23 protein-coding genes and 2 riboswitches are annotated in these 24,097 nt (G+C 40.7%); of the genes, 17 read left to right on the forward strand and 6 right to left on the reverse strand.

Annotated features, from left to right (window positions below; translation table 11 throughout):
* Positions 1 to 186: 186 nt before the first annotated feature.
* The 8 genes from FGG79_RS03945 (at position 187) to FGG79_RS03980 (ending at position 8,551) form a co-directional block, all read left to right on the forward strand.
* Positions 187 to 1,512 carry a D-serine ammonia-lyase gene (locus FGG79_RS03945; RefSeq protein WP_240794194.1) on the forward strand — a complete coding sequence of 442 codons (1,326 nt, stop codon included), beginning with the start codon at positions 187 to 189 and terminating at the stop codon, positions 1,510 to 1,512.
* Between the two features lie 186 nt (positions 1,513 to 1,698).
* Positions 1,699 to 2,316, forward strand: a complete 618-nt coding sequence (locus FGG79_RS03950) for an HAD family hydrolase (RefSeq protein WP_138776441.1) — start codon at positions 1,699 to 1,701, stop codon at positions 2,314 to 2,316.
* A 288-nt stretch (positions 2,317 to 2,604) separates the two neighbouring features.
* On the forward strand, positions 2,605 to 3,111 hold the full coding sequence (locus FGG79_RS03955) for a YehS family protein (RefSeq protein WP_171050788.1): 507 nt from the start codon (positions 2,605 to 2,607) through the stop codon (positions 3,109 to 3,111).
* 3 nt (positions 3,112 to 3,114) lie between these two features.
* Positions 3,115 to 3,822 carry a M48 family metallopeptidase gene (locus tag FGG79_RS03960; protein WP_138776442.1) on the forward strand — a complete coding sequence of 236 codons (708 nt, stop codon included), beginning with the start codon at positions 3,115 to 3,117 and terminating at the stop codon, positions 3,820 to 3,822.
* Between the two features lie 30 nt (positions 3,823 to 3,852).
* A complete protein-coding gene (locus FGG79_RS03965; RefSeq protein ID WP_138776443.1) occupies positions 3,853 to 4,047 on the forward strand; it encodes a hypothetical protein in 195 nt (64 codons plus the stop codon).
* Between the two features lie 159 nt (positions 4,048 to 4,206).
* The gene (locus tag FGG79_RS03970) at positions 4,207 to 4,587 is read left to right on the forward strand and encodes a nuclear transport factor 2 family protein (RefSeq protein ID WP_138776444.1); all 381 of its coding nucleotides are present in this window, start codon (positions 4,207 to 4,209) and stop codon (positions 4,585 to 4,587) included.
* Between the two features lie 207 nt (positions 4,588 to 4,794).
* Positions 4,795 to 7,122, forward strand: a complete 2,328-nt coding sequence (gene helD / locus FGG79_RS03975; RefSeq protein WP_138776445.1) for an RNA polymerase recycling motor HelD — start codon at positions 4,795 to 4,797, stop codon at positions 7,120 to 7,122.
* A gap of 208 nt (positions 7,123 to 7,330) precedes the next feature.
* Positions 7,331 to 8,551, forward strand: a complete 1,221-nt coding sequence (locus FGG79_RS03980; RefSeq protein WP_138776446.1) for an MFS transporter — start codon at positions 7,331 to 7,333, stop codon at positions 8,549 to 8,551.
* Between the two features lie 662 nt (positions 8,552 to 9,213).
* Here the strand turns inward: FGG79_RS03980 and FGG79_RS03990 are convergent.
* On the reverse strand, positions 9,214 to 10,506 hold the full coding sequence (locus FGG79_RS03990; RefSeq protein WP_138776448.1) for an NCS2 family permease: 1,293 nt from the start codon (positions 10,504 to 10,506) through the stop codon (positions 9,214 to 9,216).
* Positions 10,507 to 10,589: 83 nt separating this feature from the next.
* Positions 10,590 to 10,690, reverse strand: a riboswitch (purine riboswitch).
* A 215-nt stretch (positions 10,691 to 10,905) separates the two neighbouring features.
* Between FGG79_RS03990 and FGG79_RS03995 the strand changes: the two genes are divergently transcribed.
* Complete coding sequence (locus FGG79_RS03995; RefSeq protein ID WP_138776449.1) at positions 10,906 to 11,763, forward strand: CvfB family protein; 858 nt, start codon at positions 10,906 to 10,908, stop codon at positions 11,761 to 11,763.
* A 58-nt stretch (positions 11,764 to 11,821) separates the two neighbouring features.
* On the opposite strand, the gene FGG79_RS04000 is transcribed toward FGG79_RS03995, so the two are convergent.
* The 3 genes from FGG79_RS04000 to FGG79_RS04010 form a co-directional block, all read right to left on the reverse strand.
* The gene (locus tag FGG79_RS04000) at positions 11,822 to 13,045 is read right to left on the reverse strand and encodes an MFS transporter (protein WP_171050789.1); all 1,224 of its coding nucleotides are present in this window, start codon (positions 13,043 to 13,045) and stop codon (positions 11,822 to 11,824) included.
* 338 nt (positions 13,046 to 13,383) lie between these two features.
* Positions 13,384 to 13,914, reverse strand: coding sequence for a glycosyl-4,4'-diaponeurosporenoate acyltransferase CrtO family protein (locus tag FGG79_RS04005; protein WP_138776451.1), 531 nt, complete (start codon positions 13,912 to 13,914; stop codon positions 13,384 to 13,386).
* Entirely contained in the window at positions 13,911 to 15,026 is a 1,116-nt protein-coding gene (locus FGG79_RS04010; RefSeq protein ID WP_138776452.1) for a glycosyltransferase family 2 protein, read from the reverse strand. The genes FGG79_RS04005 and FGG79_RS04010 overlap by 4 nt, the downstream gene beginning before the upstream one ends.
* Before the next feature lie 196 nt (positions 15,027 to 15,222).
* Here FGG79_RS04010 and FGG79_RS04015 point away from each other — a divergent pair, with 196 nt between their 5' ends.
* Positions 15,223 to 16,728 carry a phytoene desaturase family protein gene (locus FGG79_RS04015; RefSeq protein WP_138776453.1) on the forward strand — a complete coding sequence of 502 codons (1,506 nt, stop codon included), beginning with the start codon at positions 15,223 to 15,225 and terminating at the stop codon, positions 16,726 to 16,728.
* Between the two features lie 44 nt (positions 16,729 to 16,772).
* Here FGG79_RS04015 and FGG79_RS21665 read toward each other — a convergent pair whose 3' ends face one another.
* Entirely contained in the window at positions 16,773 to 16,922 is a 150-nt protein-coding gene (locus FGG79_RS21665) for a hypothetical protein (protein WP_171050790.1), read from the reverse strand.
* A 167-nt stretch (positions 16,923 to 17,089) separates the two neighbouring features.
* On the reverse strand, positions 17,090 to 17,614 hold the full coding sequence (msrA, locus tag FGG79_RS04020; protein WP_138776454.1) for a peptide-methionine (S)-S-oxide reductase MsrA: 525 nt from the start codon (positions 17,612 to 17,614) through the stop codon (positions 17,090 to 17,092).
* A 350-nt stretch (positions 17,615 to 17,964) separates the two neighbouring features.
* A riboswitch (cobalamin riboswitch) is annotated at positions 17,965 to 18,162 on the forward strand.
* A 133-nt stretch (positions 18,163 to 18,295) separates the two neighbouring features.
* On the opposite strand from msrA, the gene FGG79_RS04025 reads away from it, so the two are divergent.
* From FGG79_RS04025 to FGG79_RS04055, 7 genes are read left to right on the forward strand one after another with little or no spacing between them, the layout of a single operon-like run.
* On the forward strand, positions 18,296 to 19,261 hold the full coding sequence (locus FGG79_RS04025) for an ABC transporter substrate-binding protein (RefSeq protein ID WP_138776455.1): 966 nt from the start codon (positions 18,296 to 18,298) through the stop codon (positions 19,259 to 19,261).
* Positions 19,224 to 20,282, forward strand: a complete 1,059-nt coding sequence (locus FGG79_RS04030) for a FecCD family ABC transporter permease (protein ID WP_138776456.1) — start codon at positions 19,224 to 19,226, stop codon at positions 20,280 to 20,282. The genes FGG79_RS04025 and FGG79_RS04030 overlap by 38 nt, the downstream gene beginning before the upstream one ends.
* Positions 20,279 to 21,748 (forward strand): adenosylcobinamide amidohydrolase, encoded by a 1,470-nt coding sequence (locus FGG79_RS04035; protein ID WP_138776457.1) that lies wholly within the window; start codon positions 20,279 to 20,281, stop codon positions 21,746 to 21,748. The genes FGG79_RS04030 and FGG79_RS04035 overlap by 4 nt, the downstream gene beginning before the upstream one ends.
* Before the next feature lie 34 nt (positions 21,749 to 21,782).
* A complete protein-coding gene (locus FGG79_RS04040) occupies positions 21,783 to 22,337 on the forward strand; it encodes a bifunctional adenosylcobinamide kinase/adenosylcobinamide-phosphate guanylyltransferase (protein WP_138776458.1) in 555 nt (184 codons plus the stop codon).
* Complete coding sequence (cobS, locus tag FGG79_RS04045) at positions 22,334 to 23,122, forward strand: adenosylcobinamide-GDP ribazoletransferase (RefSeq protein WP_171050791.1); 789 nt, start codon at positions 22,334 to 22,336, stop codon at positions 23,120 to 23,122. The genes FGG79_RS04040 and cobS overlap by 4 nt, the downstream gene beginning before the upstream one ends.
* On the forward strand, positions 23,080 to 23,709 hold the full coding sequence (locus FGG79_RS04050; protein ID WP_138776460.1) for a histidine phosphatase family protein: 630 nt from the start codon (positions 23,080 to 23,082) through the stop codon (positions 23,707 to 23,709). Before cobS ends, FGG79_RS04050 begins: the two co-directional genes overlap by 43 nt.
* Positions 23,661 to 24,089: a bifunctional adenosylcobinamide kinase/adenosylcobinamide-phosphate guanylyltransferase gene (locus FGG79_RS04055; protein WP_138776461.1), complete on the forward strand. Its 429-nt coding sequence runs from the start codon at positions 23,661 to 23,663 to the stop codon at positions 24,087 to 24,089. The genes FGG79_RS04050 and FGG79_RS04055 overlap by 49 nt, the downstream gene beginning before the upstream one ends.
* Positions 24,090 to 24,097: the final 8 nt, after the last annotated feature.

The following is a 24,097-nucleotide window of genomic DNA, read 5'->3' on the forward strand; positions in this document are numbered from 1 at the left end:
GATTTCCCCTCACCAACTATCGCACTCACTCAAAGACAGAGCCTTGGCAGCTCTTATGTTAGAAAACTACAACCTTTGCGAAAAGAGCCTATATAAAAGCAATCACTATTCATTTATGGAAGAGGCCGCTTTGTATAGAAGAATGATGGAGGAATTCAAAGACAGTGTATTGAGAGGATGGATGATATGAATTCAGAGCATAGATTCGAAATGAACCCTGAATTACTGGAAGACCTAAAAGGAGGGAAAGAAACCTTTTGGCACAACTCATTATTGAAGAGGGTCCATTCCTTAAAAGGGCTCATAGGTGTGGAGATAAAAGAGGCTGAAGACAGGCTCATCCGATTTGCACCCTTTATAAGAACGGTATTTCCTGAAACGGAAAAGACTAATGGGATTATTGAATCCCCCATCCGTCATCTATCCGGGATGCAGCACGAATTAGAAACTATGTATCAGTGCACTATTCCAGGGCGGTTCATGCTGAAATGTGATAATGAGCTCCCCGTTGCAGGCTCAATTAAAGCTAGGGGTGGTGTATACGAGGTATTGAAGATAGCCGAATCCTTATTGCTTGCTCATAACAAGGTGCGAATCACAGATGATTATTCAGAACTTGCGCGTAAATCTTTTAGAAACTTTTTCTCCCAGTATTCCATTGTAGTAGGATCAACAGGAAACCTGGCTTTGAGTATTGGAACAATCGGTGCTGCTCTAGGATTCCGTGTGTCTGTACACATGTCACTGGATGCAAAGGAATGGAAAAAAGATCTCCTTCGGGAAAAAGGCGTGAAGGTGATCGAACATCAAAACGACTTTTCACATGCGGTAAAAGAAGGCCGGAAGCAATGCATGAATGAAACGAATGGTTATTTTATCGACGACGAGCACTCGAAGGATCTATTCATGGGTTATGCAGTTGCTGCTCTCAGGTTGAAGAGACAGTTTGACCAAGCGGGGATCAAGGTTAATAGTGATCATCCGCTCATCGTGTATTTGCCCTGTGGGGTTGGTGGTGGTCCTGGAGGAGTAACTTATGGGCTGAAATATGTATTCGGTGATCATGTCCATTGCTACTTTGCCGAACCAGTGAGTTCCCCTTGTATGCTTCTCGGGCTCGCAACTGGGAAACATGAGAACATCTCGGTTCAGGATATCGGTCTAAGTAATCGGACCGAAGCGGATGGATTAGCGGTCGGCCGCCCATCCGGACTTGCAGGGAAGATGATAGAAAACCTGGTGAATGGTGTATATACCGTGAATGATCAAAATCTATTTAAAATGCTAGCTCTCTTACACCGTTCTGAATCAATTTCACTTGAGCCTTCTGCACTGGCAGGAATGATTGGTCCTACATTATCAGCCATTCAAACCCATCTGAACTCTCTTTCACTCACAGCTCATCAATTAAGCAATGGGACCCAATTGGTGTGGGCAACAGGTGGTGAATTGGTGCCGGACTTAATAATGGGAGGATATATTGAAAAAGGGGAGAGGTACATTTCTGAATGAAGCAAGTAGTGGTGAGTGAAAACAAAATCATAGGGATCGATGAAGGAGATAAAATAGATTTTTTTCAAAATGGTCTAAATTTAACTCTCTTACCTGCATTCCAAATGGGTTTTGTTATACTAAACTAAGACTAAAGTGCAATTTATACCCACAAATAGATTTACTTAAGATTTGGGAGGAATGACAATGGATAGTATCATATTTGACCTTGACGGAACCCTTTGGGATCCCGTCGAGTCTGTGCTTGAAGCATGGAACAAAGCTACCTCGGAAAATAGTAAGCTGAAGGTAGGCTTGACACGAGAACATCTAGAAGGAACAATGGGGCTCCAAATGAAAGAAATCGGGAAGAAACTATTCCCGGAGTTGAGTGAAGAAGAGAGAGAAAAATTATTAATAGAACTTTCCAAACATGAAATTCCTCACTTAACCAACCATGGCGGCCAATTATACAGCAATGTTGAGGAGGTTCTTCTACAGTTGGCGAAGAAGTATAAACTGTTTATTGTCAGCAACTGTCAAGAGGGATACATCGAAGCGTTTTATGAATATCACGGACTTGATCATTATTTCATTGACTATGAGAATCCTGGTAGGACGGGTTTGTCAAAGGGTGAGAATATTAAACTCATCATCGAGCGTAACCACCTAAAGGAACCTGTATATATAGGCGATACAGAAGGAGATAGACTGGCTGCTAAAGAGGCGGGGATTCCTTTTGTCTATGCCCGATATGGATTTGGAGAAGTGGATGAATACGGGCAAGTGATAAAATCATTTGATGAGTTGTTGACGCTATTTTGAGATTAGTAGATTAAATGCAAAGTGTCTATATATCGATTCTTTGCATTTTTTTAGCTTGTTTTTTTCACAAAGAATAGAAATGTAGTTTTATCACCTCCTTCCATTCAATTTAAAGCATGGGATAAACGATTCTTCCCTCCTATATTAAATGAAGAATTCTTTTTTAAATCCATTCCAATTGATAACCACTATAAAAAAGGTCCATTAAGTGGTAAGCTATTCTCTTAGTGTTGATTCGGTTCTTACGAGTAGAATAGACTTATAAGAAAAATTTATGGAGGTATCCCAATGAACATAGATAACAATGACATACTGATCCGCTTACGATACGCCCTGGATATTAAAAATACTGAAATGGTAGAGATTTTTAAACTGGGTGGCATTGATCTTACAAAAGAACAAGTGTTGAAGGTGCTTACCAAATCCCAAGATGAATTTGAAGAGGAAATCCTGGAAGATGACAATCATATCCCTTGTGATGATGAAATGTACGAGTCCTTTCTAAATGGATTTATCACATTTAAGAGAGGGAAGCAGGAAGCACGGCCAGGCCAACCTGAAAGACCAGAATTAACGTACGAACATGTGAATAATCTTCTACTAAAGAAAGTGAAAATCGCGCTTTCCTTAACGAGTGAAGAAATGATTGAGATACTTGATGAAACCGGCGTAGTCATCACTAAAGGTGAATTAGGGGCGATTTTGCGAAGAGAAGGACATAAGAATTATAGAATCTGTGGAGATCGATATGCACGTAATTTCTTAAAAGGATTAACGCTTAAATATAGGGGATAAGGTATGAACCACACGTATTCAGGTGAGACGTTACATTTTACAATAAAATACAAGAACCGGACCTCTATTGCCGTTTACCTTGACAGCTATGGAAATGTTGAAGTTCAGGCACCGAAGGGCTCATCTCATGAATCTGTAGTCCTGTTGCTTGAAGATAAATGGGAAGTGATCCTTGAGAAATCGAAGGAAAAGAAGGACCAATTGAAGGGCCCTCAAGAGAAAACCTATAATCATGGCGATTCTTTTCTATATAAGGGACATTCTTTCCCGATTGATGTTCATCACGACCCACTCATCCCACAAGACCATGTCGCTTTCAACAGTAACACTCTGTACATTCATGTAAAAGAGCTAGAGGATGAACATATTCAACAAGCGCTAAAGCGTTTTTATTACAAGGAGTGCAAAGCTTTGGTTGAAAAGAGTATATCGAGCCAACAACGTCACTTCAAAACGAAACCTCGATCCGTTCGAATCTCTGAAAGCAAAGCGACTTGGGGAACATGCAACGGAAAGAGACAATTGACCTTTAACTGGAAGCTTGCCATGGCCCCTCAAGATGTTATTGACTATGTAGTCGTTCATGAAATGTGCCATATGGTACATCTGAATCATGACCGATCTTTCTGGCGGCTTGTCGGGAAAATCGTACCGGATTATAAGGAAAAGGAACGGTGGTTGGCACAGTCGAGTTGGAAAATGACCGTCTAATACGATGCGGAGCAAGGAGGGAGAATCTCTATGACCATCGTTACTTTTTTGATCATTGCTTGGATTTTAAGTTGGTTTAAATTTGAACAAATTTTTATTCAGGCTTGTAAAGAGCTTTTCAACAAAGAAGTCTCAAAGGCGAGTTATTATTTTATCTTCTTTTGTATTGGTACCTTAGGTGATATCACCTTATTTTTCAATGGAACATTTTATGATAAACTATGAAACCATTTTTATTGAGGGGAGAACAGTGTGAAAGCTGGTGGTTGAACTTTTCACTGCTCTCCTTTATTTTGACTGAAAATAAACTATACAAAAACGTACTTTGCGATGGAAATTCCTATAAAATGAAAGTATGACTTTTATAGTGAAAGGATGTTTGACATGAGTGATTTAATCTCGAATAAAGAAAGAGCAGTTTCGTTTTTATATCTGGTTGCGAGGGGGGACGTAAGAGAAGCATACGATCTTTATACAAGTTCCGACTTTTGTCACCATAATCCTTATTTCCGAGGGGATGCAAAGTCTCTTATGACAGCTATGGAAGAAAATGCAGAAGAGAATCCTGACAAGATATTTGAAGTGAAGCGAACGATAGAAGAAGGAGAGAATGTGGCGGTTCATTCACATGTGAGGCAGCATCCTGATGATATCGGGGCGATTGTCATCCACATTTTCCGATTTCAGGATAGAAAGATCATAGAATTATGGGATGTGGGGCAACCGATACCAGAGGATTCCCCTAATGAAAATGGAATGTTCTAACTTAATCTGAATACATACAGAATAAGACTGCTAAACGAAAAGCTATCGTCCGGCAGTCTTATTTATATTGATTAAGGGTCATATTTATGGTAAATTAGAACAGAAACACATAACAAAAGTGAATTATAACACATTTCCTCAATAATAATTATATAACATAATTCACTATCGAGTCAACCCCTATTTTTAATGAAAAGGAGTGCTTGAATGAACCCTGAAATTCGCAAGGAGCAGGAACGAGTAGACCGCGTCATTAAAATAATCTTGGAGCAAATCGGAAATTTGGAGAGTGAAACTGGACGACGTCACGATGAAGTAGTGGAAATTCGCAAACACTTCTGGGATGAAGTCAAAGTAAACACCGATTCATTTGATGATTTTCTGGAAACTGTCCTTAGTTTAAGACAACAGGCGCAAATATTGACCGTCAGCCAAGGTACCCACAAGCAGGCTATAAAAAAGCTATCCTCATTAAAGAGAATGAAAGATAAACCATATTTCGGACGCATCGATCTTACTGAAGAAGGAGATACAAAAACAGAGAAAATCTATATTGGTATTTCTACGCTAACGAATCAAAGCGGGGATGATTTTCTAATCTATGATTGGCGCGCCCCCATTTCGAGCGTCTATTATGATTATCCTCCCGGTCCATCCGAATACACTACACCTGGAGGCATCATCAAGGGGAACCTAGAGAAAAAGTGGCAGTATCTTATCCAGGATGGCGTCATCAATTCTATGTTTGATACGAGCTTGACCATCGGGGATGAGGTATTACAGCAAATACTTGGTAAGAGAACCGAAGCCTATATGCACAGTATCGTTGCAACAATTCAGCAGAAGCAAAATCAGATCATCCGGCATGATCGTGGGAAGTTGCTCATTGTTCAAGGTGCTGCAGGAAGTGGGAAAACCTCTGCCGCGTTGCAGCGGATTGCATATTTACTCTACAAGTACCGGGGCAATTTGAAGGCGAACCAGATTATTCTATTTTCACCTAATGCCATGTTTAATAGCTATGTATCAAATGTATTACCTGAACTTGGTGAGGAAAATATGGAGCAGGTGACCTTCCAAGAATATTTAGACCATAGGCTTAGTAAAGATTTCGATTTAGAGGGACCTTACGAACAATTGGAGTACGTTCTGACAGAAATGAAAGCACCTACGTACGACACCAGGAAAGAAAGTATAAAGTTCAAAGCTACTACTGATTTCTTTGACATCATCAAATTTTACAGAGGATTTTTGGAAATGGAAGGCATGTTATTTAAAGGAATCAAGTTTAGAGGAAAAGCGATTATTACGGGGAGCCAAATCAAGGAAAGATTCTATTCGATTGATCCTTCACTGCGGTTCCATAACAAGCTTGAGAAATTGAAGGATTGGATTCAATTTCAAATCGATGACGCAGAGAAAAGGGAACGCTCCAATGTTTGGGTAGAAGAAGAAATCGAGCTGATGAGCAATGAGGATTATCATAAAGCACATAAGCATCTGCAGAAGAATAATCATTCCAATGATTATGAAAGTGAGTATGATATATTATCCCGATGGGTCGTACGCAAACGGTTTAAGAGGGTCCGTAAATGGCTAAAGACACTTCAATTTGTAGATGTTAAGGGAATCTATTATCAGCTGTTTGCTGATCCAGTGATAATTCGTTCCTTACCTGAGGGACTAACCCTAAGAAGCTGGGAGGATATCTGTAAATCTACTGTGAACAATCTTGAAGAAGGAAAACTCCATTACGAAGATGCTACTCCTTTTTTACTGTTAAAAGAGCTGATACTCGGCTTTCAGTCAAATACATCGATTAAACATGTATTAATCGATGAAGCTCAAGATTACTCACCGTTTCAATTCGAGTTTATCAAAAGGCTGTTTCCTTCTGCAAGATTGACAGTATTAGGCGATTTTAACCAGGCCATCTTTGCTCATGCACATCAACATGTGGATTTCAGTACACTGACGAGATTATATGGACCGGGTGAAACCGAGGCAATAAATCTGACGCAGAGCTATCGGTCTACAAAGTCGATTATCGAGTTTACACGTGGACTTGTCCCTGATGGGGAACATATAAATCCATTTGATCGACCTGGGGAAAAACCGGTGCTAACCCAAGTGAAATCATACGATGAACTCCACCAACGTATTTGTACTCAAGTGGCAAAGTGGAGAAGTAGGTCGTACCACTCCATAGCGATTATATGTAAATCAGCAACGGAGAGCGAAGCGGTATATGCCTATTTAGACGTTATTGAGGACATTAAGCTTATGAAAAGCGACTCACTCCAATACGAGCAAGGGGTTATCGTCATCCCGGCTTATTTAGCAAAGGGAATAGAATTTGACGCTGTCATCATTTACAACGCATCTATTGAATCATATCGTGATGAAAGCCTCCGCCGGTTATTTTACACAGCATGTACCAGAGCCATGCATGTGTTACAACTATATTGTTTAGGAGAACAGACTCCTTTCCTTGAAGATATAGACTCCGACCTCTACAGTCAAGAATCCAACTAGCATATTCATGGTAGAAAAACAGATATTAGATGTCAGTTATGGCTTATCCGAATCAGGATAAGCCATTTCATGAGTAATGTAGGATTGAGTTCCGCACTTTTATTTGAAATAATTGGTAGGATGATAAGAAGTTTAATAGATATAGGAAATGTTTGGTTTTTTCAGTATACTATTTAGAGAGACGAAATAAATGAAAGGAGTGAAAACAATGTCACAAACAGCTATGAAACCAGCAGTGAACCCAACAATTTACGGGATTCTATTAGCTATCAGCTCAGGTCATTTCATCAATGATACCCTTCAAGCCGTAGTACCTGCTATGTTTCCAATTATCGAGAAATCCCTACAGTTGAGCTATACGCAGATTGGTTGGATCGCCTTTGCCCTAAATATGACTTCTTCATTGTTACAGCCGGTTTTCGGGTTTTATGCCGATATTCGTTCAAGACCGTATTTGCTTCCGCTAGGGATGGTGTCGAGCTTAGCTGGACTGATCGGATTTGCCTTATCAGGACATTTTCTTTGGATTGTATTATCAGTATTATTGATTGGCTTCGGTTCTGCCATTTTTCATCCCGAGGGCTCAAGGGTAGCTTATATGGCAGCAGGTAACCGCAGAGGACTTGCTCAATCGATTTATCAGGTCGGAGGGAACACTGGCCAATCGCTTGCTCCTTTAATTACCGCCTTCATATTCGTTCCTTTTGGACAAAAAGGGGCATTATGGTTTACGATTGTGGCACTCATCGGCATAGTAGTTTTATTTCGCGTATCTAACTGGTACTCAGAACAAATACGTACGAATGAGGAACGAAACCAAAAATCAAAATCTGTTCTGAAGAAAGTACCAATCAACCCGAAAATCAAATGGGCAATGGTATTCGTTGTGTTCCTTGTCTTTGCACGTTCTTGGTACGGAGCCGGTTTATCGAATTACTACCAGTTTTATTTGATTGAGGATTACGGCCTTTCCATTAAAGAAGCACAGGCGTACATATTTGTATTTATGTTTGCTGGGGTACTTGGGACATTTATAGGAGGACCGCTTTCAGATCGCTTTGGTAAGAGAAATATCATTTTCTTCTCGATGATTGGTGCAGCTCCATTAACCCTTGTTTTGCCTTACTTATCGCTAAATATGGTATATCCAGTCATTTTCTGCATCGGTCTTATTCTGTCATCCAGCTTTAGCGTCATTGTCGTTTATGCACAAGAGCTCTTGCCACGGAAAATTGGAATGGTATCCGGACTCACTGTCGGACTCGCATTTGGAATGGGCGCGGTCGGTGCAGTTATCTTTGGAAGCTTGGCAGACCTATACACCATTCGATTTGTCATGATCCTCTGCAGTTTTCTTCCGCTATTAGGAATGATGACTTTTTTCCTTCCAACCGATGAGAAGGTGCGAAGCTATCACAAGCAAATTTAAATGACTAAAAGTGTTTTGAAAAAGATTTAAATGAATATAAATATAACAAAAAGAAGCGAACATCAGTTAAATAGAGTGTTCGCTTCTTTTGTTTTTTAAAATGGCTCTTTTCGTAAACTTTGTTACTATTGAAGGTAGCGAGTGCTAGTTGATTTCCGCTGCAGGTGCTCGCTTTCCGCGGGGCGTGAGTTGAGCCTCCTCGGCCTTTGCCCTGCGGGGTCTCAACTTTCCCGCAATTCCCGCAGGAGTCGAGCACCTTCCGCTACAATCAACTTACTAAGTTTGATGACTTATCTACTACCATACACGGCTAGAAAACATCATTTTTTATCCGGTGCAGTGGTCGATTTTAGCTTGAATAGTAAAATGCCATTTCATGCGGTTTTTTCACTAGTAAGCTCTGTCACGAAATCTCTTAAAGATGGTGAGGGGAACGGCGTAGACTCCTGCGGGTATCGGGCGTGCCGAGACCCCGGAAGCGCAGCTGAGGAGGCTTGGCCGTTCGTCCGCCGGAAAGCGAAGCCGTTCCCCTCACCATCTATCGCACACACTCATTGACAGAGCCTCGGCAGCTCCTATGTTAGAAAACAACAATCTTTGCGAAAAGAGCCTTTAAAATAAAAATGTTAGTTAGAACGATTGGTTACAAACGGAAAATCTTATTAAGAAAAAGCAAAATAAACAATGAATAATCCACAAAGAATATACATAATCGGATGAACGTCTTTCCATTTTTTCAGCGAAATCATCGCAAATGGATAAAGGATGAATCCGAGGGCAATTCCGGTTGCAACGCTAAAAGTCAAAGGCATCATGATGATGGTCACAAAGGAAGGAATGACTATTTCAAGACGATTCCAATTGATATGCCTTACTTCAGTAGCCATTAACGCACCTACGATAATAAGTGCAGGCGCCGTCACCTCAGGTGTGATAACCGATAAAATAGGTGAAAAGAACAACGCAATCGAAAAGCATAATGCAATGATTACCGAAGTGAATCCTGTTCTACCTCCAACGGCAACCCCTGCTGAAGACTCTACGAATGATGCTGTAGTGGAAGTCCCGAATATCGCTCCTGCGACACCTGAAGCAGAATCGGCCAGCAGTGCCCTACCTGCATTCGGAATCTTATTATCCTTCATAATGCCTGCTTGGCTTGCAACTGCAATCAATGCGCCTGCAGTATCAAAGAACGCGACAAACAAAAAGGTAAAGATAACAGCCAATATTTCAAGAGTGAAAATATCCCCTAAATGAGTGAAAACCACTCCAAAAGTAGGCTCAAGACTAGGAACTTTTCCTATCATAGAATGCGGCACATTTATTTTGCCAATAATCATACCTAAGACAGTGGTTGCCACCATTCCGTAGAAAATCCCACCTTTTATCCCTTTTACCAACATCATCAATGTAATGATGAATCCAAATACTGCAAGGAGGGTAGTAGGAGAAGATAGATTTCCGATTGAGACGAAAGTTTCAGGATTCGCAACGACAAGCCCGGCGTTTTTAAAACCGATAAATGCGACGAAAAATCCAATACCGCCGGCAATGGCATACTTCAAGTCCTGTGGAATGACATTGATGATTTTTTCACGGATCTTCATAACACTTAATATCATAAAGATGATGCCTGCTACAAAAACTCCCGTTAGTGCAATTTCCCAAGGAACCCCCATACCGATACATACTGAAAAAGTAAAGAATGAGTTAAGTCCCATACTTGGAGCGATCCCAATTGGAAAATTTGCCATAATCCCGATTAAAAGGGATCCAACAATCGCAGACAATGCTGTGGCCGTAAATAGTGCGCCCTTATCCATACCTGCCTGACTGAGAATAATGGGATTCACCACAAGAATATAAGCCATGGAAAGGAATGTCGTGATACCTGCTAATGTTTCTTTTCTATAAGTTGTCTTTCTTTCAGCAAATTGAAAGAATGTTTTCATACATAACCCTCCGAGTAGATAGAATAAAAAAAGCTCCGGTGCAACATTCACCAGAGCCGTATCCACAGGATAAAATAATTGAAACGATCATTACTTTATCTTGTAGACGAGCCATTTAAGGTAGCTGGTAGAAACGTTCAAGCCATATTCTTGAACTTATACAAGGTATGTGTATTTTTGTTATAATTGAATTAGAAGCATCATAACAAGTCACTTTCTTGCGGTCAATGAAACGAAAAAATGTTCATGAATTCTTTATTTTCTAAATTGATGGTTTATTATAAAAATCGCCAAACACTCTATACATCATCCAGGAAAAAAGCTATATTTAGTGAATACATTCATTGAGTAGAGAAAACTTAAGTTAATACGTTAATTGATATAGGAGGAAATAGAATAATGTCTTCTTTAAAACCAGGTACAGTAGTGGATTTATTCGTTGACCTTGAAGTGCCATACGGTTTCTTTCTGACGAATGATATCGATCGTGTACTATTGCACCACTCTGAAATAACAGAAGAAATTCAAGAAGGAGATACTGTGAAGGTATTCCTTTATCATGACAAGGAAGTTCGCCTGACAGCCACCATGCGTATCCCTAAGGTACAAGTTGGAGCATATGGATGGGCAGAAGTAGTGGATAAGCGTGAAGATTTAGGGGTGTTCGTGAACATTGGATTGCCTAAGGATATTTTGGTCTCCTCAGATGATCTGCCAAAGTTTCTGGAGCTTTGGCCAAACCCGGGCGATCAGTTATTTCTAACCTTAAATCGGGATAAGCAGGATCGTTTATATGGACGTTTAGCCACTGAAAATATTATCGAACAAGTGTCTAGAAGAGCATCAACAGAAATGATGAATGCCAAAGTTCAAGGGCGAGTGTATCGACTGTTAAGAGTCGGAACTTTCTTCTTATCTGAACAAGGATATCGCTGTTTCGTTCACATGAATGAGCGTAAAGAGGAGCCTAGACTCGGGGAGCTTGTTGAAGGAAGAGTCATCGATGTTAAGGATGACGGGAATTTAAATGTATCGTTTCTACCCTTGAAGCAGGAAAAAATGCAAGATGATGCAGGAGTCATTCTCGAGTACCTTGCTGAACGGAATGGTGCGATTCCTTTCTGGGATAAAAGTCAGCCTGACGAAATTAAAGACCGTTTCAATATGAGTAAAGCGTCCTTCAAACGTGCACTTGGAAAACTGATGAAAGAAGATCAGGTGTATCAAGAAGAAGGCTGGACGTACTTAAAGAAATAAATCTCTTCAAATGATAAAGAGTGCTGACAATCCGTCAGCACTCTTTTATTTCTACCTTTCAGTACGATCTGCTTTGTTCAACCTTCTGCTTTGCATTCATTTTCCTGCCCCGTCTAATTGGTAATAGTGTACCGATTAATGCGATAAGGGCACATCCAATGAGTATGGAAGAATATCCTTTCAATGCGATCGTAGATAGAACACCGAACACGACTAGGTCCAGGACTGAATCCACAATTGACAGCAAAGAAATTGTTGTTGCCCTGATCCCCGACGGTATCAAATCATTGCTTAATTGAGAATAGATGGGGTATCGTATTGCCCTAACAAGTCTTAACATGAAAAATGCACCCAATATGATCCATAAAGACGAACCGAACAAAGCGGATAACAGTAAACCCACTACAGCAAGCAAACCGGATATGTTCATCAACATCAGCCTGGAAAAACGTGCTGTCATCCATCCGATGGAATTTGAAGCAATAAGCCCAACGACGGCAGAAGCCGCATAAAAGACACCAATCAAGGAGATAGGCACGCCTGCCTCCTTCATCAGTGGTTGATCAAAGTATTCATATACCACACCAGCCGGAATGAAGACTAATGTGACATTCAGAAACATCAGCAATAGTTGTGGTGCTTGGCGTATCACACGGACCCCACTCTTTAGTTGAGAAAAAGGATTTTCTTTCTGAAATGAATCAGTATCCGGCTGCTTGACTCTCAGAATTAAGATTAGTTCTATAAGGTGAAAGGCCAATCCCAGGAGGATAAGCAGATTAAACTGGCTGTCCGCTAAATCCTTGGCAAAATACGAACCGAATAGTACCGCGATCAACATACTGATAAAGGTGGCCGATTGAATTTTCCCCATGGCATAGTCCATTCGATTTTCTTCATTTGACTCTTTAAGAGAATCATAGAGTAACGCCTCATCGGCTCCTGAAAAAAATGTCACACTAAACCCATTGAGGAAACTGTATAAGAAAAACACCCAAGGTTCATAGGCGAATAATAGAAGAACGATACTAACGAACTTTAGCAAGGAACCGAATAAAAAAGAATTCTTTGCACCAAACCGGTCAGCAAATATTCCTGTTGGGACCTCACCTAGTAAAACGGCACCGCTCCAGAACATGAGTACGATTAATATGTCAGAAGAGGTCAATCCTCTTTCAAAGTAAAACAATGTTAATACGGGTTGAAGAAAACTGATTGTACCAAAAAAAGAAATCCAAAATAGCATCCGAATGTTATGAGATGCGAGCGTTTGTTTCATCATCTAAATCTCCTGCTTCCTTTGAAGTTATTACAATACGGAAGAAGGAGCGTCGTTTCATCTAATAGGGAATTCTAAACGGTCACTCCTTCTTGAATGAATGAAAGTGTTTTGAATATTTTTTGCATAATATTTCCTCCTACTGTTTGATTCATTAAGTGTAGCATAAGAGAGCTGTTAGAAAGAGTAATTATAATTCGACATATTTCTACAGGAGTGATTTCTGAGTGAAGGGATGAGGGATATGAGGTTAGAGAAGGATGGGAACCGAGCAAATCAAGGGATTAACGGCCTAAAGATGTGGAGGACTTCCTCGGTTCTTCTTCTTAAAATGTACCAATTCAATCTTTATATGCATGAATGGTTTCTTTTTCAAAAATGGGTGTTTTTGAATTTGGCAGAGAATCCTTATTCGAAGGGGTGATGAATTGCCTCATCACCTTTAATAGTCTCACCCGATTAAAACGCTGGACGAGTATTAGTGGTAGATTGAAAAGGATCCCGTATAGAAACATTCCCCAAGACATCACTCCGCTATTTATGATGAAAAATAGGGGGGCAGGCATCATTTGCATCCAGTGAGATAACTCTGCCCGATTGATCTCCATGAGGAACGTCCTTCTGCCAAGATCAGAAGTGAGACCGATTTCATTCTTTATCACTCCTGATCGAAACCATCCCGCTGCATCCGGTATGTACGCTTTCCATTTCTTGATTCTCAAAATCCCGTACACCCCTCCTTTCACCTCTACTTTTAACGGATGAAAGAGAGGGGAGAACCGTAGAAGCTGGTGCTCGGACATCCGGGAGGTCTGAAAGGAAACAGTCAAGTGAATCATGACCCATGCGATAATGTTTAAAAAAAGGATCATTTCATCTTTTCATCCTTTCCTTTATCGATAAAAACATATCGATCTTTCCATTTCGTATTTTTTGTGAAAAAAGTGCTTACGAGTGAGTGTGAAAAGGTGATAATAAAGAATAGGATGTGGACCGGGAATAGTAGTGAATCGAAAATGGTGAAATTGCCGATCTTTCTTGCATGTACAGACAGATACCCTGCAATAAGGACGTACTCTAGCATAAATAGATAGGGATGAGTCCAAACCACCCCTGGAGAATGGACGATAAACGAAATGAGAGAGGCGATCCATAAAGAAGTGAGTCCCAAAAGGATGATATTCGTGGATTTTGCCCCTGATGCGAAGCTTTTTGACCACCCGCGGAATAAATCATCCAAACCGGTTCCGTACATTCTCATGGAAATTGCGTTTCTTCCACTGACTGCTTCCACTGATTCCCCGCACATTTTCGCATGTTGGCTTAAAGCGAAATGTTCAACCATTTCTGCTTTAATCGCTTCGTGTCCACCAATACGTTCATAGACATTCTTTGAACAAAGGAAGCATTGCCCAAAGCCTCCGGTAGGTTTCACCATTCCGGAGAAAAAATGGGTAACATTGGTTGAAGCAAACACAACGAAATGAAACATCATGGATAAGGTTTCGTATCCCGTTTCCATCACATGATAAGGATGGAGACTCAGCACACCCTGACATTGCTGACGCTTATAGGTTTCACATATTCTAAGCAAACCCGCCTGCTCAAACCATGTATCACTGTCTACAAACATCAACCACTCACCATTGGACGCTTTCGCACCGTTCCAACAAGCCCATGACTTTCCGTTCCATCCTATTGGCAGAGGTGGACTATCAACGACTGTTACCCCGAATCCTTCTGCAATTTCCTTCGTTCGATCGGTTGAAGCATCATTTACCACAATCACTTCTTCGGGCTGAATGAATTGATTCTGAATGCTGGAGAGTAACGTGCCAATTGTTTCTTCTTCATTTCTAGCAGGGATAATGATCGAGCATTTTTTGCCCAGGTAGCTATTTCGAACATGAATGGATTTCTTTGCAATCGGAATTCTCGTGAAAAGAAAAATAGTAAGGATCAAGGTCCCTAACCAAACAACCATTTATTTCCACCTTCTTATAAATCGTTTTGTATCGACATTTTAACCATTTTTCGAACCGATAATACGTTTATTCAATGGTGGATTTTTATTGCTTCCCCAATGAATAAACGAATTACTGGTTATGATTGTTAGATAAATGGGCACAATGGAAAGCTGAATAGTCGAAAATGAGCTTTCTCGTAAGGAGGAAATGAAAATGAAAAAGAAAGTAATCATCGTTGGCGGTGGTTTAGGGGGTATGTCAACAGCTATCCGCCTTGCCTCAGTTGGGTATGACGTAACGATCGTAGAAAAAGGTGAGAGACTTGGAGGGAAATTAAATAAACGGGGAGGGAAAGGTTTTTCCTTTGATACTGGTCCATCTATCCTTACCATGCCATGGGTACTGGAAAAAGTATTTGCTCACGCGAACCGTGACCTTTATGACTATATAGACATCTCTAGAGTGGAGCCCGGGTGGAGGACCTTTTTTGAAGACGGAAAGGTTATGGATGTTTCATCGGACCTCCCGACCATGCTGGAAGAATTGAAGAAAACATCTACTGAGGATGCAGATAACTTCTTTAACTATTTAAGCTACTGTTCAAAAATGTATGAGCTTACGATGAAAAGCTTCTATAAAAAGAGCATCAATGGCTTGCAGGACCTTCGTAACATGCACCCTGTCAAAGAATTACTACAAATGGATCCGATGAAATCACTAGATACGGCTAATCGGAAATTCATCAAAGATAAGCATTTTCAGCAGCTCTTTAATTTCCTTATCATGTATGTGGGTTCTTCACCATATCACGCACCGGCGATCATGTCACAGCTTACCCATGTTCAGCTAGGTCTCGGTGTGCATTATGTCAAAGGCGGCATGTACAAAATTGCCGAAGCGATGGCCAAGGTGTTGGAAGAGCTGAATGTAGAGGTGCGCTTAAATTGTGAAGTGGAAGATATTCTTACTTCCGGAAGCCGTGCAGAAGGGATTCGCACCAATATTGGGGAAGAAATAAAGGCTGATATCATCGTATCGAATCTGGAAGCAATCCCTTGCTATAAATCACTTCTGAATGATTATCATGAATCCGCTAAAGAAGTTAAGGAGTTAAGCAAATACGCTCCAACCGTTTCAGGACTTGTTCTTCTCCTTGGTGTGGATCGGAAATATGATCACCTAGCCCATCATAATTTCTTTTTCAGTAAAGATCCGAAAAAGGAATTCAGACAAATCTTTGATGAAAATTTGTTAGCTGATGATCCTACAATCTATATCGGCATCTCGTCGAAAACTGATCCCTCTCAGGCGCCAGAAGGAAAAGAAAACCTGTTTGTGCTAACCCATGTTCCTCCGTTACAAGAAGGGGAGGACTGGACACAGTACAAAGAGTCATATCGACGTAAAGTGCTGGATAAGCTCGAGAAAATGGGTGTGACCGATTTAAGGAATCATATCGAGTATGAATACTCCTTTACACCAAATGACCTGCAAAACCTCTACGGAGCAAATGGAGGATCAATCTACGGCACCGTTACCGACCGAAAGCTTAATGGAGGCTTCAAAATACCGAATAAGAGCAGAGTACTATCCAATATGTATTTTGTAGGCGGCTCTACACACCCTGGCGGAGGCGTACCAATGGTCGCGCTTTCCGGCCAGCTGACGGCAGAACTGATCATAGATGAACAAGTAAAAGTAAACCGATTTATTGGGTAAAGGAGAAAAGGTGAAGGTGCAATCGATGCACTTTCACCTTTTTTTCATTTCGAATGACTATCCACTGTATCCGAATTATTAACCTTAGTTTCATTTTCATCAGGAAAAGGGTCAAAGAAATTGACGACATTCCCTAGACCTTCAAATCCAACTACCTGCTCTTTATCTTCCTTTTCATGATATCTTTTCTTCATGCAAAAAAACCCCCTTTCCTGCCTATTAGTTTGGCGAAAAGGGGGTTACTTCATTCTTACACATTCGCGAAAAATCGGTAAGTGGACCAGAGTCTTTGTATCATTCACAAAGAAGGTGGTTAGTCCTTTTTCAGACTGATCTTATACTTGATACTAAGCAATGAATTCTACCAGTGACTATCGATAAATTCATCCCGACCGGATTTCGCACGGTCCTGTTTATATTGATTGGGATTCTTTTTATAAAATTTTTGATGGTATTCCTCCGCCGGATAAAACGGTGAGGCGGGAAGGATGTTTGTGACGATTGGTTTCTTAAATCGCCCGCTTTCTGCTATTTCATCCTTCGTCAATTCAGCCAATCGTTTTTGATGATCGTTATGATAAAAAATCGCTGTACGGTACTGTTCACCACGATCATGGAATTGACCACCCTCATCAGTCGGATCAATTTGTGGCCAGTATAACTCCAATAGTCTCTCATATGGAAAGAGAGAAGGATCGAATGTGACCTGGACAACCTCATAATGTCCGCTGTTTCCCTTTTTTATATCCTGATAGGAAGGGTTTTCGAGATGCCCTCCTGAATAACCTGATATGACATCGATAATTCCCGGTAATTCATCAAATGGTTTTACCATGCACCAAAAACAACCACCGGCAAAGGTAGCAATTTCCTTCTTTTCGTTCATATAGAATCCTCCAATACTATATATGCTACTCTAAAGCAGTAAAGTAAAAGCTTGAAACAGATTTTACCACGAAAAAATATACACGACAATACTTTTGTTTTATCGTACTTCACCGGGGGATTGGTGATGTATTTTTTGTCTGGTGTACTCACTCAATTACCTGCCATTCATCACTTCAATCTTAAGATTCATTGGAATGAAAAGGAGTTTAGCTCATGAGCATTTCCTACCCATTATAATGCTAATAATACGAGAATTCGAAGTGAAGCCTCTACAATTTTCAACAAAATGAGTAAATAGGATTCACTATCGAGAGAATCTTGTGTATAATTCTGTTGAACGGAATAATTACATACGTTATGAGATTAGGTGAAGCGGAGTGAAAAACACTTCTTAGCTTCTTAATAGGGAAGTTGGTGCAATTCCAACGCGGTCCCGCCACTGTAAATGGTAGTTAGCTGAATCCATGCCACTGTACGAAACTGTATGGGAAGGTGCAGCAAGCAATGACCATGAGCCAGGAGACCTGCCTAATGTCTTTCGCACCAAATCTACGCGGATAGAAAGGTGTAATGTGCATGTTATCATGGTTTTAAAACCTTTCAGTGCATCTTACACAACACCTCTTGTCCACGAGAGGTGTTTTTTTGTCTGACTACAAAAAATTTCAGGGGGAAAAACATGAAACACACATTCAAAATTTTATTGGCATTCGTATTATCTATTGGTTTCTTGTCTGCATGTGGCACGAATGATGCCAAAGAGACAAACAAAAATGAAAGTAAATCGGTCAGTCAAGAAAAAGGAGAATTTCCTTTATCCGTAAACGACGCACTAGATCATAAAATTTCCTTAGAGGAACAACCTAAGCATATCGTCTCGTTAATTCCAAGTAATACTGAAATTTTATTCGAATTAGGGTTAAACGATGAAATCGTAGGCGTGTCCGATTTTGACAACTATCCAAAAGAGGCAATGAACAAAGAGAAGATCGGTGGCATGGAGTTTAATGTTGAGAAAATAGTCGGCTTAAAGCCGGATTTGGTACTTGCTCATGAATCCACAGCCAAATCTGCAGAGGAAGGCTTAGAGCAACTTCGCAGTGCTGGAGTGAAGGTGTTTATCGTTCAAGACGCCAAAAGCATTGAAGAGGTATATGACACAATCGAAAACATCGGAACGCTTGTCGGTAAGAAAGAACAAGCAGAAACCATTACTTCTGGTATGAAATCAGATCTCGCAACCATTCAGGAAAAAGCCAAGAGTATAAAAGAAAAGAAAAGTGTATATGTAGAAGTATCGCCTTCACCCGATATTTATTCAACTGGAAAAAACACATTCATCGATCAAATGCTGTCACTTGTTAACGCTGAAAACGTGATGAGTGACCAGGATGGATGGGTGCAAGTGAACCAAGAGGCGGTTATTTCAGCGAATCCTGATGTCATCATTACAACCTATGGCTATTATAGTGAAAACCCTAAAGAACAAGTAATGGGAAGAGATGGCTGGAAAGATGTAAACGCTGTGAAAGATGGGGACGTACATGATGTGCATTCAGATTTAGTCACCAGAACTGGTCCAAGATTGGTTGAAGGAGTAGAGGAAATTGCCAAGTCAATCTATCCGGAGATATTTGCAGAATAAAATATGGCTGACATACGTGTTCGCTGGGATATTTTTAGTAACTTCCCTTCTTGCAGGTATATCGATTGGTACCATTTCGATTCCTCCAGGAAATATATTAACGATTATTGGTTCTGAGCTGTTTGGTTTTCATCTACCTCAATCAATTGATCCAATGTTTACGAATATTGTATTTTCGATTCGTCTACCAAGGGTTCTATTAGCTTTATTGGTCGGGAGCTCCTTGGCGATTGCCGGGGCTTCATTTCAGGGGTTATTGCGCAATCCGTTGGCAGACCCATATACATTGGGAGTATCTTCAGGAGCATCTGTAGGTGCAGTCATCACTTTATTTTTCAATTGGAGCATACCATTCATTGGGAAGTTTACGCTTCCCTTTTTCAGTATCATTTGTTCAGTGATAACCGTGTTTCTCGTACTATGGTTTGCACAAAAAGTGGAAAGAACCATGAAAGTCGAAACCATTATACTGACCGGAATTATTTTTAGCTCTTTTTTAGGGTCATTGATTTCATTAATGATTGCTCTCACAGGAGAAGAATTACGGCAAATTATTGGTTGGCTGCTTGGGAGCGTTTCTATGAGAGGGTGGGACTATATTGTAATTATCCTGCCGTTTTTCTTTATAGGTGTGATGATTTTATTTCTAAACAGCAAGGAATTGAATGGTATGAGCTTCGGTGAAGAACAAGCCCGCCATATTGGAATATCTGTACATAGACGGAAGCTTATGATCTTGATTGCCGGAAGCATCCTCACGGGGGCAGCCGTTGCGGTTTCAGGAACAATCGGATTTGTCGGTCTTGTTATACCTCATTTTCTAAGAAGAATAGTAGGGCATGATCATAAACATTTACTTCCTTTATCAATCGTTGTAGGCGGAGGTTTTCTTGTACTCGCTGATCTTATCTCAAGAACGATCATCGCGCCAACTGAACTTCCGATTGGAGTAATCACTGCCCTGATCGGGGCACCAATGTTTGCATATATTCTACTGAAGAAAAGGGGTCGGTCCTCATGATTGATGTAAAAGGCGTTTCTGTAGGATACAACGACCATAAAATTGTTGAGAATATGAATTTTAAAATAGATCAAGGTGAATTCTTTGGAATTCTTGGACCGAATGGAAGTGGGAAGACGACGTTATTAAAAGCAATTACCGGACTTCTTCCTCTGATGGAGGGGACGATTGAATTAAAAGGGAAGCCCCTCCAACAGTTTACTTCAAGAGAATTGGCGAAACTTGTTGCCGTCCTTCCCCAACAATCGACTGAATCATTTTCATATGAAGTGAAAGAGACAGTGATGCTCGGAAGGTATGCTCATCAAAAAGGCTTATTTAAAGGGAAAACAGAATGGGATAGTGAAGTGGTTGACAAAACGATGGAACAAACAGGTATTGCATCTTTTCAGCACCGATATCTCCACGAACTGTCCGGCGGTGAGCGTCAACGGGTGTTTCTTGCGCAGGCACTGGCGCAAGAACCCGAAATACTTTTATTGGATGAACCTACAAATCACCTTGATCTTTCCTACCAGAAATCATTATTGGATTTGATTAGAACACAAACAATCGAAGAAAACTTAACCGTCGTAGCCATTTTTCACGACTTGAATTTAGCAAGTCTTTATTGTGATCGCTTATTGCTACTAGACAAAGGAAAAACCAAACTTCTACATCACCCAGAAGAAGTCTTGAAAGAAGAACATATTGAAGAGGTGTATCAAACGAAGGTCCAAAAACAGGCACATCCATTAGTGGCCAAGCCACAGATGGTCATTGTCCCTGAAGGGCAAGAGAGTGAGGATTTTCTATTAGATAAAAGATACCTCCTATTGGACGAAGAGAGTATCCATTTCTCAGCACCATTCCCGTTGAAATGTATGTCTTCTGGAATTATCGGAGCAGGAATCGGGTGGTACACTCATTTCATCAATCGGAGAGTTTCTGTTGATTATGATTGTTCGGATTATAAAGAAGATATGAAAGATTATCTGATTGAGAAACAATTGGATCCATCATTATCAGTAGGGATGATGACAGCACTTGATTTGACCAATATGGTATGTGATCGGTTTGAATCTTTAGGGAAATCGGTCTTTGTCGTTGTGACAGCTGGAGTAGGGAATGCCATGGATGTGTCTACCAGTTATCAATATGACATTGATTTCAAGCCAGGTACGATTAATACTTGGGTATTCATAAACGGTAATCTGTCCGATGAAGCGTATATAGAAGCAATCGTAACCTCCACCGAGGCAAAGGTTAGAGCTCTTCAGGATATGGGGGTTCGAGACAGACGGACAGGTAATCTTGCAACAGGGACGCCTACAGACAGCATTCTGATAGCCTCTAATCAAAAAGGAGAGCTTGAACCATTTGCCGGGCCAATTACACCAGTGGGGAAATTGATCGGACGTGGTGTTTATGAAGTCACGAAGCGAGCCATAGGACGCTATATGGAGAAAATAAAGGAGGGTGGGTAATCCTTTTACATATTAGAGGAAGGTGAAATGTGATATGGGAAACCTAATATTCATAACAGGAGGGGTTCGAAGCGGCAAAAGTTCTTATGCTGAAAGACTTGCCGCTGAAGAGAGAAGATCTGGCGATGCATTGATCTATCTTGCCTGTGGCGTCAATACCGATCGTGATATGGAACAAAGAATTTTGAAACATCGACTCGATCGGCAAGCCTCTATGGAAGACTGGCTGACTATTGAATGTCCTCGGTCCATTGAAGGGGACATCGGGCGCATACCCTACAACTGCATTGTATTGTTAGATTGTCTCACCACTCATTTAACCAATGAAATGTTCAGTGTGGACATCAGAAAAGGTGTGGAAGTAGAGCATGCAATCTATCTGTCTATCATTCAGGTGATGAATAAAGCAAGATTATTAGTAGTGGTGAGTAATGAATTATTCTCAGACATACCCATTGCATCTGACGATATTCTCTCGTTTCAGAAGACTCTTGGGTCTCTACATAGAAAATTGGTCGACAAATCATCTATGGCAATTGAAATGAATGCAGGAATTCCTGTTGTAAAGAAGGGAACTCCTATATCTTGATTCTATTCAAAAGTTTCTTTCTGAATCTACAGTTTTTTACCACTATCCCGGTTCGTAAACCATTCGATGTCGGGCAACACGAAATGAAGTGGATGGTTAGGACATTTCCACTACTGGGCATGTGTTTAGGTATGATCCTATCCGGTGGATTTGTTGTACTGGACACATTCACACACATGAGCCCCTTGGCATTATCGTTTTTTATTTGGGTGATGCCGATCATCCTGACGGGAGGACTTCATTTAGATGGTTATATGGATGCAAGCGATGGCTTTTTTTCTTACAGGGATAAAGAAAAACGATTAGAAATCATGAAGGACCCCCGTGTTGGTGCTTTTGGCGTTTTATCTTTGGTTGTATTACTATCATCCCGTTTTCTATTTATTTATGAATCCGTCCTCTATACCCATTCAGAATTGATCGGGATGGTTCTACTATGCATTCCATTTTTCAGCCGTTTGGTAATGGGAGCAAGCCTTGTCACAATTCCTGCGGCACAGAAATCAGGGATGGGATATGGCTTCAGTAAGCATATGACAAGACATGAAGTCCTTTGGATGGTTACTGCTTTATTAGCTGGTGGTATGGTCCTGTTCTATTTAGATTGGTTTTATCTATACGTAGGGTTCACCTTGGTTACATTAGTGGCCTTTTGGTGGGTTTATTCTAAGTCCATTAAATGGTTTGGTGGTATGACCGGTGATACTGTCGGAGGTAGTGTAGAGGGGGTGGAGTGGATCTTATGGATGACTATATGGTTATTGCAGTTATCCGACATGGTGTAACAGAAGAAAATGAGTTGGTAAAGTATACCGGTTGGACGGATACCAGCTTGTCACGAAATGGAATTGATATTTTACATTGTCGTAAGCATTTATTCCATCAGTACGAAAGAATCTTTTCCAGTGATCTTAACAGATGTTTGGAAACAGCTCGTTTTTTGTTCTCTGAAAGTCCAGTAGTCTCTTCATCCTTGTTAAGGGAAATACACTTCGGTGTTTGGGAAGGTCTAACCTATGAGGATTTGAAGGAAGATAGGGTTTATCAGAAATGGTTAGCCGATCCAACTATTTGTCCGCCAAATGGGGAAGGTATGAATCAATTTCGGCTACGGGTGGATGCTGCCTGGGATCAAATCATTGAGGAAATCGATGAACACCGCGGTAATCGGTATGCTGTTATCACTCATGGAGGAGTCATTCGTCACCTTTTATCTCTTCTTTCACCTGCAGATATGAAGCGAGCATTTTGGGAATGGGAGATCCACCATGGGAATGGGTACGAATTGGCATGGAAGACTGAAGAAGATTGGAGGAAGAATGTATGTACTTCATTACGGGCGGTTCCTTTAATGGAAAAAGCAGATGGGTGAAAAAGCAGTTTAATCTAATAGAGAGTGAAACAACTTGGATTTCTTTGTTTGATAATGAAATGGAAGATATCACGACAATCCGGCCTATCATCGTTTTGGAAGGTGTTGAATATGCAGTTCGTTCGTCCATTCTTCATTCAGGTGTAGATAGTAAGGCGTTGTTTAAAGAGCAGATCGATTCATTAAGAGAATGGGAAGAAGGAAGCCCTGAACGAAAGGTCATCTGGATCGGGTCGGAAATAGGGAAAGGAATTGTTCCCATCGATCAATCGTCTAGAGAGTGGAGAGATATGACAGGGTGGGTGTATCAGGACCTGGCCGAAAAATCTCAACAAGTTTGGCTGGTTTGGTACGGTCTTGCTTCATCAATAAAAGGGTAAAGGAGAGA

This window comes from Bacillus sp. BHET2 (assembly GCF_005938125.1).
Lineage (GTDB): Bacteria > Bacillota > Bacilli > Bacillales > Bacillaceae_B > Rossellomorea.

What these genes read in the sequence shown, in the direction of transcription:
- FGG79_RS03970 (WP_138776444.1), top strand. Translation starts at nt 4,207, where the DNA reads ATGAGTGATTTAATCTCGAATAAAGAAAGAGCAGTTTCGTTTTTATAT.
- FGG79_RS04050 (WP_138776460.1), top strand. Translation starts at nt 23,080, where the DNA reads ATGGATGACTATATGGTTATTGCAGTTATCCGACATGGTGTAACAGAA.
- FGG79_RS04040 (WP_138776458.1), top strand. Translation starts at nt 21,783, where the DNA reads ATGGGAAACCTAATATTCATAACAGGAGGGGTTCGAAGCGGCAAAAGT.
- FGG79_RS04010 (WP_138776452.1), bottom strand. Translation starts at nt 15,026, where the DNA reads ATGGTTGTTTGGTTAGGGACCTTGATCCTTACTATTTTTCTTTTCACG.
- FGG79_RS04025 (WP_138776455.1), top strand. Translation starts at nt 18,296, where the DNA reads ATGAAACACACATTCAAAATTTTATTGGCATTCGTATTATCTATTGGT.
- FGG79_RS03990 (WP_138776448.1), bottom strand. Translation starts at nt 10,506, where the DNA reads ATGAAAACATTCTTTCAATTTGCTGAAAGAAAGACAACTTATAGAAAA.
- FGG79_RS21665 (WP_171050790.1), bottom strand. Translation starts at nt 16,922, where the DNA reads ATGAAGAAAAGATATCATGAAAAGGAAGATAAAGAGCAGGTAGTTGGA.
- FGG79_RS04000 (WP_171050789.1), bottom strand. Translation starts at nt 13,045, where the DNA reads ATGATGAAACAAACGCTCGCATCTCATAACATTCGGATGCTATTTTGG.
- FGG79_RS03960 (WP_138776442.1), top strand. Translation starts at nt 3,115, where the DNA reads ATGAACCACACGTATTCAGGTGAGACGTTACATTTTACAATAAAATAC.
- FGG79_RS03995 (WP_138776449.1), top strand. Translation starts at nt 10,906, where the DNA reads ATGTCTTCTTTAAAACCAGGTACAGTAGTGGATTTATTCGTTGACCTT.
- FGG79_RS03955 (WP_171050788.1), top strand. Translation starts at nt 2,605, where the DNA reads ATGAACATAGATAACAATGACATACTGATCCGCTTACGATACGCCCTG.
- FGG79_RS04015 (WP_138776453.1), top strand. Translation starts at nt 15,223, where the DNA reads ATGAAAAAGAAAGTAATCATCGTTGGCGGTGGTTTAGGGGGTATGTCA.
- FGG79_RS04005 (WP_138776451.1), bottom strand. Translation starts at nt 13,914, where the DNA reads ATGATCCTTTTTTTAAACATTATCGCATGGGTCATGATTCACTTGACT.
- msrA (WP_138776454.1), bottom strand. Translation starts at nt 17,614, where the DNA reads ATGAACGAAAAGAAGGAAATTGCTACCTTTGCCGGTGGTTGTTTTTGG.
- FGG79_RS03980 (WP_138776446.1), top strand. Translation starts at nt 7,331, where the DNA reads ATGTCACAAACAGCTATGAAACCAGCAGTGAACCCAACAATTTACGGG.
- helD (WP_138776445.1), top strand. Translation starts at nt 4,795, where the DNA reads ATGAACCCTGAAATTCGCAAGGAGCAGGAACGAGTAGACCGCGTCATT.
- FGG79_RS04035 (WP_138776457.1), top strand. Translation starts at nt 20,279, where the DNA reads ATGATTGATGTAAAAGGCGTTTCTGTAGGATACAACGACCATAAAATT.
- FGG79_RS03950 (WP_138776441.1), top strand. Translation starts at nt 1,699, where the DNA reads ATGGATAGTATCATATTTGACCTTGACGGAACCCTTTGGGATCCCGTC.
- FGG79_RS04055 (WP_138776461.1), top strand. Translation starts at nt 23,661, where the DNA reads ATGTACTTCATTACGGGCGGTTCCTTTAATGGAAAAAGCAGATGGGTG.
- FGG79_RS03945 (WP_240794194.1), top strand. Translation starts at nt 187, where the DNA reads ATGAATTCAGAGCATAGATTCGAAATGAACCCTGAATTACTGGAAGAC.
- FGG79_RS03965 (WP_138776443.1), top strand. Translation starts at nt 3,853, where the DNA reads ATGACCATCGTTACTTTTTTGATCATTGCTTGGATTTTAAGTTGGTTT.